General features: G+C 60.1%; 13 protein-coding genes. 9 read left to right on the top strand and 4 right to left on the bottom strand.

Going from position 1 to position 14199, the window contains the following annotated elements; genetic code table 11:
* The first annotated feature begins 4 nt into the window (after window positions 1-4).
* Entirely contained in the window at window positions 5-322 is a 318-nt protein-coding gene (locus BMW97_RS03615) for a YdbL family probable chaperone protein (RefSeq protein ID WP_008502387.1), read from the top strand.
* On the opposite strand, the gene feaR is transcribed toward BMW97_RS03615, so the two are convergent.
* Window positions 323-1231: a transcriptional regulator FeaR gene (gene feaR / locus BMW97_RS03610; RefSeq protein WP_090392539.1), complete on the bottom strand. Its 909-nt coding sequence runs from the start codon at window positions 1229-1231 to the stop codon at window positions 323-325. It lies immediately after the preceding gene.
* 241 nt (window positions 1232-1472) lie between these two features.
* On the opposite strand from feaR, the gene BMW97_RS03605 reads away from it, so the two are divergent.
* On the top strand, window positions 1473-2972 hold the full coding sequence (locus BMW97_RS03605; RefSeq protein ID WP_045910424.1) for an aldehyde dehydrogenase family protein: 1500 nt from the start codon (window positions 1473-1475) through the stop codon (window positions 2970-2972).
* A gap of 77 nt (window positions 2973-3049) precedes the next feature.
* Here BMW97_RS03605 and BMW97_RS03600 read toward each other — a convergent pair whose 3' ends face one another.
* The 3 genes from BMW97_RS03600 to paaZ form a co-directional block, all read right to left on the bottom strand.
* Window positions 3050-4156, bottom strand: coding sequence for a GGDEF domain-containing protein (locus BMW97_RS03600; RefSeq protein ID WP_045910425.1), 1107 nt, complete (start codon window positions 4154-4156; stop codon window positions 3050-3052).
* A 117-nt stretch (window positions 4157-4273) separates the two neighbouring features.
* A complete protein-coding gene (tynA, locus tag BMW97_RS03595; protein ID WP_045910426.1) occupies window positions 4274-6547 on the bottom strand; it encodes a primary-amine oxidase in 2274 nt (757 codons plus the stop codon).
* Window positions 6548-6752: 205 nt separating this feature from the next.
* Window positions 6753-8792 (bottom strand): phenylacetic acid degradation bifunctional protein PaaZ, encoded by a 2040-nt coding sequence (paaZ, locus tag BMW97_RS03590; RefSeq protein WP_045910427.1) that lies wholly within the window; start codon window positions 8790-8792, stop codon window positions 6753-6755.
* 284 nt (window positions 8793-9076) lie between these two features.
* Between paaZ and paaA the strand changes: the two genes are divergently transcribed.
* From paaA to paaG, 7 genes are read left to right on the top strand one after another with little or no spacing between them, the layout of a single operon-like run.
* Window positions 9077-10006, top strand: coding sequence for a 1,2-phenylacetyl-CoA epoxidase subunit PaaA (paaA, locus tag BMW97_RS03585; RefSeq protein ID WP_045910428.1), 930 nt, complete (start codon window positions 9077-9079; stop codon window positions 10004-10006).
* Between the two features lie 11 nt (window positions 10007-10017).
* Window positions 10018-10305: a 1,2-phenylacetyl-CoA epoxidase subunit PaaB gene (paaB, locus tag BMW97_RS03580; RefSeq protein WP_008502380.1), complete on the top strand. Its 288-nt coding sequence runs from the start codon at window positions 10018-10020 to the stop codon at window positions 10303-10305.
* An 8-nt stretch (window positions 10306-10313) separates the two neighbouring features.
* Window positions 10314-11060, top strand: coding sequence for a 1,2-phenylacetyl-CoA epoxidase subunit PaaC (gene paaC, locus BMW97_RS03575; protein ID WP_045910429.1), 747 nt, complete (start codon window positions 10314-10316; stop codon window positions 11058-11060).
* 11 nt (window positions 11061-11071) lie between these two features.
* Window positions 11072-11569, top strand: a complete 498-nt coding sequence (gene paaD, locus BMW97_RS03570) for a 1,2-phenylacetyl-CoA epoxidase subunit PaaD (RefSeq protein ID WP_045910430.1) — start codon at window positions 11072-11074, stop codon at window positions 11567-11569.
* 7 nt (window positions 11570-11576) lie between these two features.
* On the top strand, window positions 11577-12647 hold the full coding sequence (paaE, locus tag BMW97_RS03565; protein ID WP_045910431.1) for a 1,2-phenylacetyl-CoA epoxidase subunit PaaE: 1071 nt from the start codon (window positions 11577-11579) through the stop codon (window positions 12645-12647).
* Window positions 12644-13411 carry a 2,3-dehydroadipyl-CoA hydratase PaaF gene (gene paaF / locus BMW97_RS03560; RefSeq protein WP_045910432.1) on the top strand — a complete coding sequence of 256 codons (768 nt, stop codon included), beginning with the start codon at window positions 12644-12646 and terminating at the stop codon, window positions 13409-13411. The genes paaE and paaF overlap by 4 nt, the downstream gene beginning before the upstream one ends.
* Window positions 13411-14199: a 2-(1,2-epoxy-1,2-dihydrophenyl)acetyl-CoA isomerase PaaG gene (paaG, locus tag BMW97_RS03555; protein ID WP_086374926.1), complete on the top strand. Its 789-nt coding sequence runs from the start codon at window positions 13411-13413 to the stop codon at window positions 14197-14199. Before paaF ends, paaG begins: the two co-directional genes overlap by 1 nt.

Raw genomic sequence — 14199 nt, 5'->3', positions numbered from 1 at the left:
CGCCATGAAACGAGTAGCTCTGATTTTACTGGCGCTGGGGATGAACGTGCAGGCGGCTACGCTCACCCTAAATGACGCCCGGGCACAGGGGCGCGTGGGGGAAACCCTCAGCGGTTATCTCGCCCCGATTCAACAGGACGCCGAAACGCTGGCGCTGGTTAATCGCATCAACGCGGCACGCACGGAAAGCTACCAGAAGCTGGCTGACAGCAATAATTTGCCGGTCGATGAAGTGGCCAAAATGGCAGGGCAGAAACTGGTTGCCCGCGCGCAGCCGGGCGAGTACGTGAAGGGCATTAACGGAAAGTGGCTCAAAAAATAGCTAGCGGTAGCGCTTGCGGTATTCACCCGGCGAAACGCCAAAGCGCTGCTTAAACGCCGTTGAAAAATGGCTATGGTCGGTGAACCCCCAGCTGTAGCCAATGCCCGCCAGCTTTTCGTCATCACCGGCAGCGCGCAGCACCTCCGCGCAGCGATCCAGACGGCGGTTTTTAATGTACTGTGCAACCACCAGCCCCTTCTCGGCAAACATGCGGTAAAGGCTGCGCACGGACATACCGCTCTCGGCGGCAATCCATTCCGGGCGCAGCGATTCAGACTGAATGTGGTCGTCAATCAGCGCCACCACATGCTGGAACTGGCGTTCCTTACGCGGCTGAATGATTTCGCGCTGCTGGAAAGCGGGGCGCAGCAGGCAGATCATCGCTTCGAGCGCCGCTTCGCTCTCCCGGTCACTCAGGCTGGTATTGCTCATACTCTCCATCAACAGGCGATGGCTCAGCTGGACCGTGGGCAGCGTGCGGGAAAGAGCGGTGGCGCAGCTTATCTCCTGAAAGCGGCACTGCTGCTCAATAATCTGACGGGGAACCAGGAGCGAAATCTGGCGGGATTTTTCCTGCCAGTTGATCGAGCAGGGGCGTGAGGCATCAATCAGCGTAATATCACCGGTTCTGAGTACCGCGCGGCGGTCATCCTGCTCAATTTCCGCACTCCCTTCGAGCTGGAACACGGTATAGAACCAGGCATCGTTACTCTGTTTGATCTCCTGACGGGAGCGGAACAGGTTCACGCCGCCGGCGGTGACGGTGCTGAGCTTCAGGCTGCGCGGATAGCTGGTCTCCAGCTCGCCGTAGAATTTTCCCTCGGTGGGCTGTGCGTTAAAACGCCCGCAAACCTGATTAATTTGCGCCAGCCACTGCTGATACTGTTCCTGCTCGCTTGCACACGCCATCGTTTCTCTCACTGCACCGTCAACGTTTTCGCATTGTTGCATTTGTGTTGCATTTTGTCAGAGCTATGAGGCTGACTATAGGAAAGAACACTCACCGGTAACAGCGATATAAGCGGCAATTATCGTGATTTGCGGAGCCTGTCACAGGTGGCAAAGCGAATGTCACAGAGACAAAAGCGAGAATGCAAAACCCCACTTAGACTGGATGAACACCCTGCGAAGAATAACGAAGGAGTATCCTATGTCTGAATCACTGGTAGCTATTCAGCCTGCCGTGCAGCAATTTTTAGACCGACAGCATGGCCTGTGGATTGAAGGGCGTCAGGCCGCATCGGACAGTGAAAAGCGGCTGAATGTCTACAACCCGGCCACGGGCGAGGTCATCGCCTCGACTGCCGACGCCAGCGTCGACGACGTTGATCGTGCCGTCATGTCCGGCTGGCGCGCCTTTGTGGCCCGAACCTGGGCCGGAAAACTCCCGGCGGAGCGCGAGCGGATCCTGCTCCATTTCGCCGATCTGGTGGAACAGCACAGTGAGGAGCTGGCCCAGCTTGAAACGCTGGAGCAGGGCAAATCCATCAACATCTCCCGTATGTTTGAAGTCAGCTGCACCCTGAACTGGATGCGCTATACCGCCGGGCTGACCACCAAAATTACGGGTAAGACCCTCGACCTCTCCATCCCGTTACCGCAGGGCGCCCGCTATCAGGCGTGGACGCGTAAAGAGCCGGTTGGCGTAGTGGCCGGGATTGTGCCCTGGAACTTCCCGCTGATGATCGGGATGTGGAAAGTGATGCCAGCGCTGGCCGCGGGCTGTTCTATTGTCATCAAGCCGTCTGAAACCACGCCGCTGACCATGCTGCGCGTGGCGGAACTGGCCACTGAAGCGGGCATCCCGGACGGGGTGTTCAACGTGGTGACTGGCAGCGGCGCGGTGTGCGGCGCAGCGCTGACCTCGCATCCGCATATTGCAAAGGTGAGCTTCACCGGCTCAACGGCGACGGGTAAGCAAATCGCCCGCGCGGCGGCGGACACGCTCACCGGCGTGACCCTGGAGCTTGGCGGGAAAAACCCGGCAATTGTGCTCAGGGATGCGGACCCGGCGTGGGTAATCGAAGGCCTGATGACCGGCAGCTTCCTGAACCAGGGGCAGGTGTGCGCGGCAAGTTCCCGCATCTATATTGAAGCGCCGCTGTTTGACACGCTGGTCAGCGGGTTTGAACAGGCGGTGAAATCCCTCAGCGTCGGGCCGGGCATGTCGCCAGAGGCGTTTATCAACCCGCTGGTGTCGCGTGCGCACTGTGACAAGGTGCAGACCTTCCTCGATGAGGCGAAGTCGCGCAACGCGGAGCTGATTGTCGGTAACCGTGGGCCGGAAGGCAAAGGCTATTACGTTTCGCCTACGCTGGTGGTGAACCCGGATGCCTCGCTGCGCCTGACCCGCGAAGAGGTGTTTGGCCCGGTGGTCAACGTGGTGCGCGTTGCCGACGGTGAAGAGGCGCTGCAGCTGGCAAACGACAGCGACTATGGCCTGACGGCGAGCGTCTGGACGCAGAATATCAGCAAGGCGCTGGAATATACCGACCGGCTGCAGGCGGGCACCGTCTGGGTCAACAGCCATACGCTGATCGACGCCAACCTGCCGTTCGGCGGCATGAAGCAGTCCGGGACAGGACGCGACTTTGGTCCGGACTGGCTGGACGGCTGGTGTGAAACCAAGTCGGTTTGCGTGCGGTATTAAAAAGCAAGCCGGGTGGCGGCTACGCCTTACCCGGCCTACAACACCTCGATCCGTAGGCCGGGTCACCCGGCTTTTATTTAGAGCGACCACCGATCCCGTCCGGCCTCTTTCGCGCGATAAAGCGCCGCATCGGCGCGAGCGATGATCTCGGTGCCGGCCAGCCCCTCCGCCATGCTCGCAATCCCCATGCTTACGGTGACATGGTCGCTGACCGTGGAGGCGTCGTGCGGTATGGCTTCCGTACGCAGGCCGTCCTGAATACGCAGGGCAACCTTTTCCGCGATGTTTGCCGGGCAATTGAAGAGGATGACCACGAACTCCTCACCCCCGTAGCGTGACACCACATCATCAGGTGTGCGCACCGACTGCTTCAGCACGCGCGCCACGCGGGTCAGACAGTCGTCGCCTGCCTGGTGCCCGTAGGTATCGTTGTAGCGCTTGAAGTAGTCGATATCCAGCATGATCACCGAGAAGGTTTTTTTCTGCTCAACCGCGTTCTCCAGCACCACCTCCATTTTCCGGCGATTGGCGGTCTTGGTTAACGGGTCCTGGTGCGCCAGCGCGTCCAGCCGTGATATCAGCAGCTGATTTTGCTGGTTACGTCGCCAGGCTTCGTCAAACCAGCTCAGCAGAATGAAACGCCCGCAGACCAGGATCAGCGTAAACACGCTCCAGATGATGATGAAGTGCAGGTTTAGGCCATCATTGCGTACCCAGCTTGCGACCGGCAGGGTGATCCAGAGCGGGAGCACAAAGGCGAGCAGCCCCTCAGGGTAAAAATAAAGCGCCGTTAACCCGGCGAGTAACAGAATGACGCACAGCGGCCAGACGTGGGGCAGCAGCAATTGCGTGATGAACCAGAAACAGGAGACCGACCAGATGGCGCTACAGATAAACAACACCACGCTGATTCCGGCGATACGCCGCCAGGCCATCAGGATCAGCGCAGCAGAGAGAATAATAATGCCGAGCATGGAGGCATCGACCATTCTCGTCAGCTGCGGCGAGTGCGGATAAAGGGGATCGCTGGCCTTAAGCAGGATGTGTCGCAGCAGGATCATCACCGCGAAACTGACGTTGACGAAGGCCAGCCACGGCAGGTTCATCGCCAGCCCATGCATGACCATGGCATGGCGCGTGGACCAGGTTGCCCGTTCCAGCGTCGGTTGTTTTCTTTTTTCCATAAAGGCCTTTCCCGTCCGGGGGATAAATCATGCAGGTGAGATATCAGTAACTATAAGCAAGCCAGGGCGATCCTCAAACTTCAGGGCAAAAAAAACGGGCAATTGCCCGGTGGATGGTTATTTTTCGTCTTTTTTCTTTCCGAGCGTTGGCGTCTCGTCGAAGAAGTTCCACGGTTTAAGAAGGGTATGCACCCATTCCGTTGGCATGATCGGCCACTCTTCCGCACGTGCCACGTGGGTGGTGCCGGTGGTCATCCAGACCACGTCATCCTGATCGTTGAGCGACTCGTTATCCTTACTGTACTGCCCCAGGCCGGTGTCGTGCACGGAGCGGTTAGGGAATTTTCCTTCCGGGTAGAGCTCATCCGGGTGGTAGCGGGTCACCCACAGCTGTTTGTCCATAAAGCTCAGGCGATGGTAAATCCACTCGTCCGGGGCAAATTTCGCGCCGGTTGCCACCGGGTGCGTGCCGCCCGCGTAAGGAATGATCTGGTACGATACCGGGTTGCCCATGCGGTTCTCTTTACGGGTGTTGCTCAGCAGGCGAATCGTGCCCGGGTCGAACTTCTGCGCTGCTTGCTGCTCGGTATCAATATCGTACTGATTGATCTGCATGGTGCTGGTGCGCGGGCCACCGGCGGTATTCGGCTTCACTTCCGGATCCATGGCCACCAGCTTGTTGTTGATACCATCCACGTCCATATCAAGACGGAAATTGTAGATGTGCTGGTGCGTGGTGCCCACGATGTTGTGGTCGATCAGCGTACCGTATTTTGTATCGTCTTTGGCGGTGGCATCGTGCATGGTTTTCGCCTGCACGCCTTTCACCGCTTCGATACCCGTCGCACCGGCGTCAATGCCGATGGTGCCATTTTCATGGAACACCCAGTCGAAGATGTAATCGTAATTGCCCACGGTACTCACCCAGCGCACCACCAGTTCGCGGCGTTCGGTGCTGACGTTAGGCTGGCCCATCTCCTGATGCTTATATTCCGGGCCTGCGTAGCGTTCGAAAATCGCAATCGCACGCGGGATCTCCATCGGCGCGCCGGTGTAGTCCGGGATGGTTTCATTGAGCATCACCGCGTTGGACGGCACGTCTTTACCGCGCACCAGCGGCGAGGTCAGGGTGCCCATGCCGTAGTCGCCGGAATCAAGATAGGCCTTAAAGTACCAGCCCACGTCCGGATCGCCGTAAGGAACGATCATGCCGCCGAGCGACCCCTGATACATAATCTGGCGTTTTTTGCCGTTGTCGTTATAGGTGACGGTTGAAATCATCGGGCCGACGCGGGAGTCCAGGCTCAGGTGGAAGTCCCAGTTCTGCCAGTGCACCATATCGCCGGTAATGGTGTAGTTCTTGCCTTCCGGCTCAATGATGTCGAGCGGTTTTTTCGGCGTCTCTATACGGTCGCGGCCATCGTAGGGGCGCGGCGTCATCGGAACCGGAACAACGGCACCTTCCTCAATCTTCTGGATTTTCTTCTGCTCAAGATCGACCACGGCCACCAGGTTTTCAATCGGGTGCGCCCAGTAGTTGCCGTCGCCGACATCCAGATAGCTCACCACTTTCAGCAGGCGATCTTCCTGCTTCAGGCCATCTTTACCGTCGAAATAGCCGACGGTCAGCGGCGTGGTAATCACTTTTTTCGGGTCGGTGATGCCGTGTTTTTTAAGCACCTCGGCAAACTCCGTGCTGTCGTTGATGATCTGCTGTACCGCAGTGAAATCATCCAGCAGCACCATGCCGTGCGCATCTTTCACCGGCTCCCAGCGCAGGATTTTTTTATCCTTCAGATCCACCAGGCTTTCGATAACGTGCTTCCCATCGAGCATCACAATCTTTGCCTGACGCGGGGCATCCACCGCCGTACCGTTAAGCACAAAGTCCCACACTTTGGCTTTCTCTGGCTCAGCAAGGGCAATCTGGGTAAAGCGGGTATTCGGTTTAAAATCCGCTGAGGCTTTGACAATCTCAACGGCTTGCTTAATTTCGTCCGCCGTCAGCGCGTTTAGCGGGTGAGGGCGTTTTTCAACCTGGAAAGTCTGGTCAAGACCGGACTGGAAAACATCGTTGATGAAGCTGTCAGAGATAAAGGCTTTTTTGCCTTTCATCACCACCGGCACCTCGAGCTTGAGGGTTTTCCCGTTGACGATGGCGGTTTTCGCGCCCGGTTTGACCTTCACAAAGGCGCCGTCTTTCGCAATGGTGAACATCTGTGCGTAATCATCCCACTGAACGTCGGCGCCAAAGTCCTGCAGCGTTTTGTCCATCGGGACCATATGCGCCTCACTGCCGTGGGCGAAAACAGGGGATTGCCAGGCGCAACACAGCGCAACGGCCATAGCCAGCGCCGTTCTACGGGCAGAAAAAGAAGAATTGCTTCCCATCGTAGACCTCATCTTGTTGTGTTTATTGTGTTGTGACAGCCTTATCCTGACAGGCGCCTGAGAAAAGCGTTTGCCTGCATCTGCCAGATTATTTGCCAGTCTTGCCAGGTTAAAAAAAGAGCGGGGCAATGTCACACCCCGGGTGGTCGTCGTAGGCCGGGTAAGCATCGCGCCACCCGGCAGGAAAGGCGGTGAAGGGAAGGTGTCAGAAATCCCCCTGCTGGCGCGCCACCAGCGTCAGGATGGAGTAGAGCGCCACGGCCTGCTGGTGCTGGTTGAAGATCTCAACCGCCCATTCCACCACGCCGGTTGGTTTTTCCTCGGCGGTACGCTGTTTCTTCAGCGTTTTACGCTTGCAGGTCAGACGCACCTGAATGGTATCGCCCGGTTTAACCGGCTCGATAAAGCGCAGGTTTTCCATGCCGTAGTTGGCGATCACCGGCCCGACGCCCGCATCAACAAACAGCCCTGCTGCGGCAGAAATCAGGAAGTAGCCGTGCACTACGCGCTCGCCAAAGATCGACTCTGCCGCGCCGATCTTGTCCATATGGGCGTAGAAGTGGTCGCCGCTCAGGCAGGCAAAGTTCACGATGTCCGCTTCCGTCAGGGTGCGGCGCGGCGTCAGCAGGCTGTCGCCCGGCTGGAGCTCCTCAAAGTATTTGCGGAACGGATGCACACGATCTTCCTGCACCGCTGCGCCACGCACCCACTGTTTGCCAATAGCCGCCAGCATCGTCGGGCTGCCCTGAATGGCGGTGCGCTGCAGGTAGTGCTTCACCGCGCGCAGGCCGCCCAGCTCTTCGCCGCCGCCCGCGCGGCCCGGGCCGCCGTGCACCAGCTGTGGCAGCGGGGAACCGTGGCCGGTGGACTCTTTCGAGGCTTCCTCGTTGAGGATCTGAATACGCCCGTGGGCGCGCGCCGCACCGGTAATAAACTGGCGGGCAATGTCCAGGTCTGCGGTGACCAGCGTACCCGCCAGGCTGCCGCCGCCCGCGCGGGCAAGCTGCATTGCGTGGCGCGCGTTGCGATACGGCATCAGCGTCGCAACCGGGCCAAAAGCTTCGGTTGAGTGCACAGCCGGAGTTTCATCCGGCTGCGGGCAGAACAGCAGGGTCGGCGGGTAGAACGCGCCAGCGGCCTGCAAATCCGCTTTGCCACCCAGGCGGACCTGGCAGCCTGCGGCGATCAGTTGCTCCACTTTCTCCTGCACGTCCGCACGCTGTTCGGCGTTGACCAGCGCGCCCATCTTTACCCCTTCCTGCGCCGGATCGCCCACCACCACCTTTTCCAGCCGGGCAACCAGCGCCTGGCTCACGGCGTCAATCTGGCTCTGCGGGACGATAATGCGGCGAATGGCCGTACATTTCTGCCCGGCTTTGGCGGTCATCTCGCGCACCACTTCCCGAATGAACAGGGCAAATTCCGGCTGCTCCGGCGTGACGTCTTCCCCCAGCACGCAGCAGTTAAGGGAGTCGGCTTCCATCGTGAACGGAATGGCATTCGCCACAATATTCGGGTGCACGCGCAGGCTTTGCCCGGTGCTGGCGGAGCCAGTAAAGGTCACCACGTCCTGACTGTCGAGCTGGTCAAGCAGATCCCCCGCGCCGCCGCAGATCAGGCTGATGGCGCCGTCCGGTACCAGCCCGCTGTCGACGATGGATTTCACCATCGCCTGCGTCACCTGTGCGGTGGCGGTGGCGGGTTTGATGATGGCGGGCATGCCGGCAAGCCAGGTCGGGGCCAGTTTTTCCAGCATTCCCCAACAGGGGAAGTTAAAGGCGTTGATGTGCACCGCCACCCCGGATTTGGAGGTCAGGACGTGACGCGCGGCAAAGCCGCCTTCTTTTGACAGCGGGATCAGCTCATCTTCCGGCCACACGGTGTCATCCGGCAGCTCGCGGCTGCCCAGGCTTGCATAAGTGAAGAGGGTGCCGATCCCGCCTTCGATATCGACCCAGCTGTCTGATTTTGTCGCCCCGGTCTGGGCGGACAGGGCATAAAACGTCTCTTTCTCGCTAAGCAGGTGCTTTGCCACCGCCTTCAGCATGGCCGCGCGTTCGATAAAGGTCATCTCGTGAAGCGCTTCGCCGCCGCGCTCAATCGCATAGCGACGGGCGGCCGCCATGTCCAGCCCTTCGCTGGTCACGCTCCACAGCGCTTCGCCACTGATGGCGTGATGAATAGTGCGTTCGCGGCCCCGGCCAGACTGCCAGGTACCGGATAAGAAGCTGGCTAACTGCTGCATCGCTTATCTCCAAATGTTACGTAATTTACCCATTAATAGTTTGATCATGAATCATAAAAATCAAGCTGAGTTTTAATGAATTGTTAACATTGTGATCCGCTCTGATGAAACGCGGCGCGCCAGGAAGCTCTCCAGCGCGCCTGTAGTAAAAGCCTTGCGAGCAGCGTCACATAATCAGGAAACAATTCTTGGGGTTATATTTAACCTTTGTGTAACTTTTAAAAAACAAAGTGATTCAACATTACGCTTTAATTTGCAAACTAACGAATCATAAAGGTGATGACGTGACGCAAGAACAACGGTTTGAGCAGCGCATAGCGCAGGAGACGGCGATTGAGCCTCAGGACTGGATGCCTGACGCCTACCGTAAGACGTTGATCCGCCAGATTGGCCAGCATGCGCACTCCGAAATTGTCGGCATGCTGCCGGAAGGGAACTGGATCGCCCGCGCCCCGACGCTGCGCCGTAAGGCGATCCTGCTGGCGAAGGTGCAGGACGAAGCCGGACACGGGCTTTACCTCTACAGCGCGGCGGAAACGCTGGGCTGCGCACGGGAAGACATCTACCAGAAAATGCTCGACGGCAAGATGAAATACTCCTCCATCTTCAACTATCCGACCCTGAGCTGGGCCGATATCGGCGTGATCGGCTGGCTGGTGGACGGCGCGGCCATCGTCAACCAGGTGGCGCTGTGCCGAACCTCCTACGGTCCGTATGCCCGCGCGATGGTGAAAATCTGTAAAGAAGAGAGCTTCCACCAGCGTCAGGGCTTTGAAGCCTGCATGGCGCTGGCGCAGGGCAATGAAGCCCAGCGCCAGATGCTGCAGGACGCCATCAACCGCTTCTGGTGGCCGGCGCTGATGATGTTCGGGCCGAACGACGACAATTCGCCGAACAGCGCCCGCAGCCTGGCGTGGAAAATCAAACGCTTCGGCAACGACGAGCTGCGCCAGCGCTTTGTCGACAACACGGTGCCGCAGGTAGAGATGCTGGGCATGACGGTGCCCGATCCCGACCTGCATTTTGATGAAGAGAGCGGTCATTATCGCTTCGGCGAGATTGACTGGCACGAGTTTGACGAGGTCATTAACGGGCGCGGCATCTGCAACCACGAACGCCTGGCCGCCAAACGTAAAGCCTGGGAAGAGGGGGCGTGGGTGCGGGAAGCCGCACTGGCGCACGCCGAAAAACAACACGCCCGCAAAGTGGCTTAAGAGGAATCACGATGAGCAATGTCTACTGGCCGCTGTACGAAGTGTTCGTACGCAGCAAACAAGGGTTATCCCACCGTCACGTGGGCAGTCTGCATGCCGCCGACGATCGCATGGCGCTGGAAAATGCACGTGATGCCTACACCCGCCGCAGCGAAGGCTGTTCTATCTGGGTGGTTAAGGCGAGCGAGATTGTCGCCTCCCAGCCGGAAGAGCGCGGCGAATTCTTCGACCCGGCGGAAAGCAAGGTTTACCGCCATCCGACGTTCTACACCATCCCTGACGGCATCGAGCACATGTGAGGCAAAGAATGAATTCAGTCACTGCCTATGCCCTGCGTCTGGGCGATAACGGTCTGGTCCTCTCCCAGCGTCTCGGCGCCTGGTGCGGCCACGCGCCGGAGCTGGAGATCGATCTCGCGCTCGCCAATATCGGCCTCGACCTGCTGGGACAGGCGCGCAATTTCCTGACCTATGCCGCGGAGCGGGAAGGCCAGGGCGATGAAGACACGCTGGCGTTTGGCCGCGATGAGCGCCAGTTCCGCAATGTCCTGCTGGTGGAGCAGCCGAACGGCAGCTTCGCCGACACGATTGCCCGCCAGTACCTGATGGATGCCTGGAACGTGGCGCTGTACGAACGCCTGACCCAAAGCCGCGACGGCCAGCTTGCCGCCATTGCCGCCAAAGCGATTAAAGAGGCGCGCTACCACCTGCGCTTCAGCCGCGGCTGGCTGGTGCGTCTGGGCGACGGGACCGAAACGTCTGCGCAAAAAATGCAGCAGGCCATCGACAATCTGTGGCGTTTTACGGCCGAGTTGTTTGAAGCCGATGACGTCGAGCGGGAGCTGATTGAGTCCGGCGTGGCGGTTGACCCGCGCCTCCTGCGCCAGACGTGGGAAAGCGAAGTGTATGCCGGTCTGAATGAAGCCTGCCTGCAGGTGCCCGCCGAGGCGGCGTACCGCACCGGGGGCAAGCAGGGGCTGCACACCGAACATCTGGGCCCGATGCTGGCGGAAATGCAGTACCTCCAGCGCGTGTATCCCGGTCAGCAGTGGTAAAGGAGAACGCTATGCAACGCCTCGTCGACATCGCGCCCGCGCAAATCCCGCAGATCTGGGCGCTGCTCAGCCAGATTCCGGACCCGGAAGTTCCGGTGTTAACCATCACCGATTTAGGCATGGTGCGCAGCGTGAAGGCGCAGGGGGAAGGCTGGGTCATTGGCTTTACGCCGACCTACTCGGGCTGTCCGGCGACGGAACACCTGCTGGGGGCGATCCGCGAGGCGATGACCGTGCACGGCTTTACTCCGGTGCACATTGTGCTCCAGCTTGAACCCGCCTGGACCACCGACTGGATGACCCCCGACGCGCGTGAGCGCCTGCGGGCGTACGGCATCAGTCCGCCGGTGGGGCATAGCTGTCACGCGCACGCGCCGGTGGAGGTGAGCTGTCCGCGCTGCGCCAGCACCGACACCTCGCTTATCAGTGAATTTGGCTCGACGGCCTGCAAAGCGCTCTACCGCTGCAATTCCTGCCGTGAGCCCTTCGACTATTTCAAATGTATTTGAGGCTGCCATGACAACGTTTCATTCATTAACTGTGGCAAAAGTGGAACCCGAAACCCGCGACGCGGTGACCATTACCTTTGCGGTGCCGCAGGCGCTGCAGGAGGCCTACCGCTTTCGTCCCGGCCAGCACCTGACGTTAAAAACGACGCTTGGCGGAGACGAGTTGCGCCGCTGCTACTCCATCTGCCGGAGTACCGCTCCGGGCGAAATCAGCGTGGCGGTCAAAGCCATCGACGGCGGGCGCTTCTCCCGCTATGCCCGGGATGAGATCAAAGCGGGCATGGCGCTGGAGGTGATGGTTCCTCAGGGGCAGTTTGGCTACCAGCCACAGGCCGAACGCGAAGGCCACTACCTGGCAATTGCGGCAGGCTCGGGGATCACCCCGATGCTGGCGATTATCTCCGCGACGCTTGCGACCGAACCCAACAGCCATTTCACCCTGATCTACGGCAACCGCAGCAGCCAGAGCATGATGTTCCGCCAGGCGCTGGCGGACCTGAAGGACAAATATCCGCAGCGGCTGCAGCTGCTCTCCATCTTCAGCCAGGAGCGGCTGGACAGCGACCTGCTCTATGGCCGCATCGACGGGGAAAAGCTGCAGGCGCTGGCGAAAACCCTGATCAACTTCCGCCAGTATGACGAGGCTTTTATCTGCGGCCCGTCTGCAATGATGGATGACGCGGAAGCTACGCTGAAGGCGCTGGGGATGCCGGACAAATCCATTCACCTTGAGCGCTTTAACACCTCCGGAATCACCGTTAAGCGCGCGGTGCACGTGCAGGCGGGCGGACAGAAAGTGACCGTTCGCCAGGACGGGCGCGACCGTGAAATTACCCTGACGGCGGACGACGAAAGCATTCTTGATGCCGCCCTGCGTCAGGGGGCGGATCTGCCGTATGCCTGCAAGGGCGGCGTCTGCGCCACCTGCAAATGCAAAGTGCTGCGCGGGAAGGTGGACATGGCGACCAACTACAGCCTGGAGCCGGACGAGCTGGCCGCCGGGTATGTGCTGAGCTGCCAGTCTTTACCGTTAACCGCCGACGTGATCGTCGACTTCGACGCGAAGGGGATGGCATGAGCGAGTTGACTGTTACCCGTCATGGCCGCGTGCTGCAGCTGACGCTAAACCGTCCGGCGGCGCGCAACGCCCTCAACAACGCGCTGTTGACCCAGCTTGCGGAACAGCTTGAGGCCGCCGCTGTGGATGCCGACATCGCAGTCTGCGTGATTTACGGCAGCGAGCGCTGCTTTGCCGCCGGGGCCGATCTCAATGAGATGGCGGAGAAAGACCTGCCTGCCACCCTGAACGATATTCGCCCGCAGCTGTGGGCGCGTATCAATGCTTTTCCTAAACCGCTGATCGCCGCCGTGAACGGTTTCGCGCTGGGCGCGGGCTGCGAGCTGGCGCTGCTGTGCGACGTGGTGATTGCCGGTGACAACGCCCGTTTCGGCCTGCCGGAAATCACGCTCGGCATCATGCCCGGCGCGGGCGGCACCCAGCGCCTTATCCGTAGCATCGGGAAATCGCTCGCCAGCAAAATGGTGCTGACCGGCGAGAGCATTTCCGCCGAGCAGGCGCTGAACGCCGGGCTGGTGAGCGATGTTTTCCCGGCGGCGCTGACGCTGGAGTATGCCCTGAAGCAGGCGGCCCTGATGGCGCGCCACTCGCCGCTGGCGCTGCAGGCGGCCAAACAGGCGCTGCGCCAGTCACAGGAGGTGCCGCTCCAGGCCGGTCTGGCCCAGGAGCGCCAGCTGTTTACGCTACTTTCCGCCACTGAAGACCGCCGGGAAGGCATCGACGCCTTCTTACAAAAACGCACCCCCGACTTTAAAGGACGCTAATTGTGGAATTTATTCTCAGTCATGTAGAACAGGGCGTGATGACCATTACGCTGAACCGTCCGGAGCGTCTGAACAGCTTTAACGACGTGATGCACCAGCAACTGGCTGAGTGCCTGAAACAGGCCGAGCGCGATGACACCGTTCGCTGCCTGCTGCTCACCGGCGCAGGACGTGGTTTCTGTGCCGGTCAGGACCTGAATGACCGCAACGTCGACCCCAACGGCCCGGCGCCCGATCTGGGCATGTCCGTTGAAACCTTCTACAACCCGCTGGTGCGCCGCCTGGCAAAGCTGCCGAAGCCGGTCATCTGTGCCGTTAACGGCGTGGCGGCGGGCGCGGGCGCCACGCTGGCGCTCGGGTGCGACATGGTGATTGCCGCCCGTTCGGCCAACTTCGTGATGGCCTTCAGCAAGCTTGGCCTGGTGCCAGACTGCGGCGGCACCTGGCTGCTGCCGCGCGTGGCCGGACGCGCCCGCGCCATGGGGCTGGCGCTGCTCGGGGACAAACTCAGCGCCGAACAGGCGCAGGCGTGGGGCATGATCTGGCAGGTGGTGGATGACGAACAGCTCTCCACCACGGCACAGCAGATGGCCCTGCATTTTGCGTCGCAGCCGACCTTCGGCCTGGGGCTGATCAAGCAGGCGATCAACGCCGCGGAAACCAATACTCTGGACGCTCAGCTCGATCTCGAGCGCGACTATCAGCGCCTGGCCGGGCGCAGCGACGACTACCGCGAGGGCGTCAGCGCCTTCCTCGCGAAGCGCGCGCCGAACTTTACGGGGAAATAA

Source organism: Enterobacter sp. NFIX58, from assembly GCF_900110475.1.
GTDB classification, from domain to species: Bacteria; Pseudomonadota; Gammaproteobacteria; order Enterobacterales; family Enterobacteriaceae; genus Enterobacter; species Enterobacter quasiroggenkampii.
Note: the sequence above shows the minus strand (reverse complement) of the source record. Positions and strands in the feature narration are given on the sequence as shown.

Excerpts from the sequence above, each read along its gene's own strand:
- BMW97_RS03615 (WP_008502387.1), top strand. The coding sequence starts at position 5 with ATGAAACGAGTAGCTCTGATTTTACTGGCGCTGGGGATGAACGTGCAG.
- feaR (WP_090392539.1), bottom strand. The coding sequence starts at position 1,231 with ATGGCGTGTGCAAGCGAGCAGGAACAGTATCAGCAGTGGCTGGCGCAA.
- BMW97_RS03605 (WP_045910424.1), top strand. The coding sequence starts at position 1,473 with ATGTCTGAATCACTGGTAGCTATTCAGCCTGCCGTGCAGCAATTTTTA.
- BMW97_RS03600 (WP_045910425.1), bottom strand. The coding sequence starts at position 4,156 with ATGGAAAAAAGAAAACAACCGACGCTGGAACGGGCAACCTGGTCCACG.
- tynA (WP_045910426.1), bottom strand. The coding sequence starts at position 6,547 with ATGGGAAGCAATTCTTCTTTTTCTGCCCGTAGAACGGCGCTGGCTATG.
- paaZ (WP_045910427.1), bottom strand. The coding sequence starts at position 8,792 with ATGCAGCAGTTAGCCAGCTTCTTATCCGGTACCTGGCAGTCTGGCCGG.
- paaB (WP_008502380.1), top strand. The coding sequence starts at position 10,018 with ATGAGCAATGTCTACTGGCCGCTGTACGAAGTGTTCGTACGCAGCAAA.
- paaC (WP_045910429.1), top strand. The coding sequence starts at position 10,314 with ATGAATTCAGTCACTGCCTATGCCCTGCGTCTGGGCGATAACGGTCTG.
- paaD (WP_045910430.1), top strand. The coding sequence starts at position 11,072 with ATGCAACGCCTCGTCGACATCGCGCCCGCGCAAATCCCGCAGATCTGG.
- paaE (WP_045910431.1), top strand. The coding sequence starts at position 11,577 with ATGACAACGTTTCATTCATTAACTGTGGCAAAAGTGGAACCCGAAACC.
- paaF (WP_045910432.1), top strand. The coding sequence starts at position 12,644 with ATGAGCGAGTTGACTGTTACCCGTCATGGCCGCGTGCTGCAGCTGACG.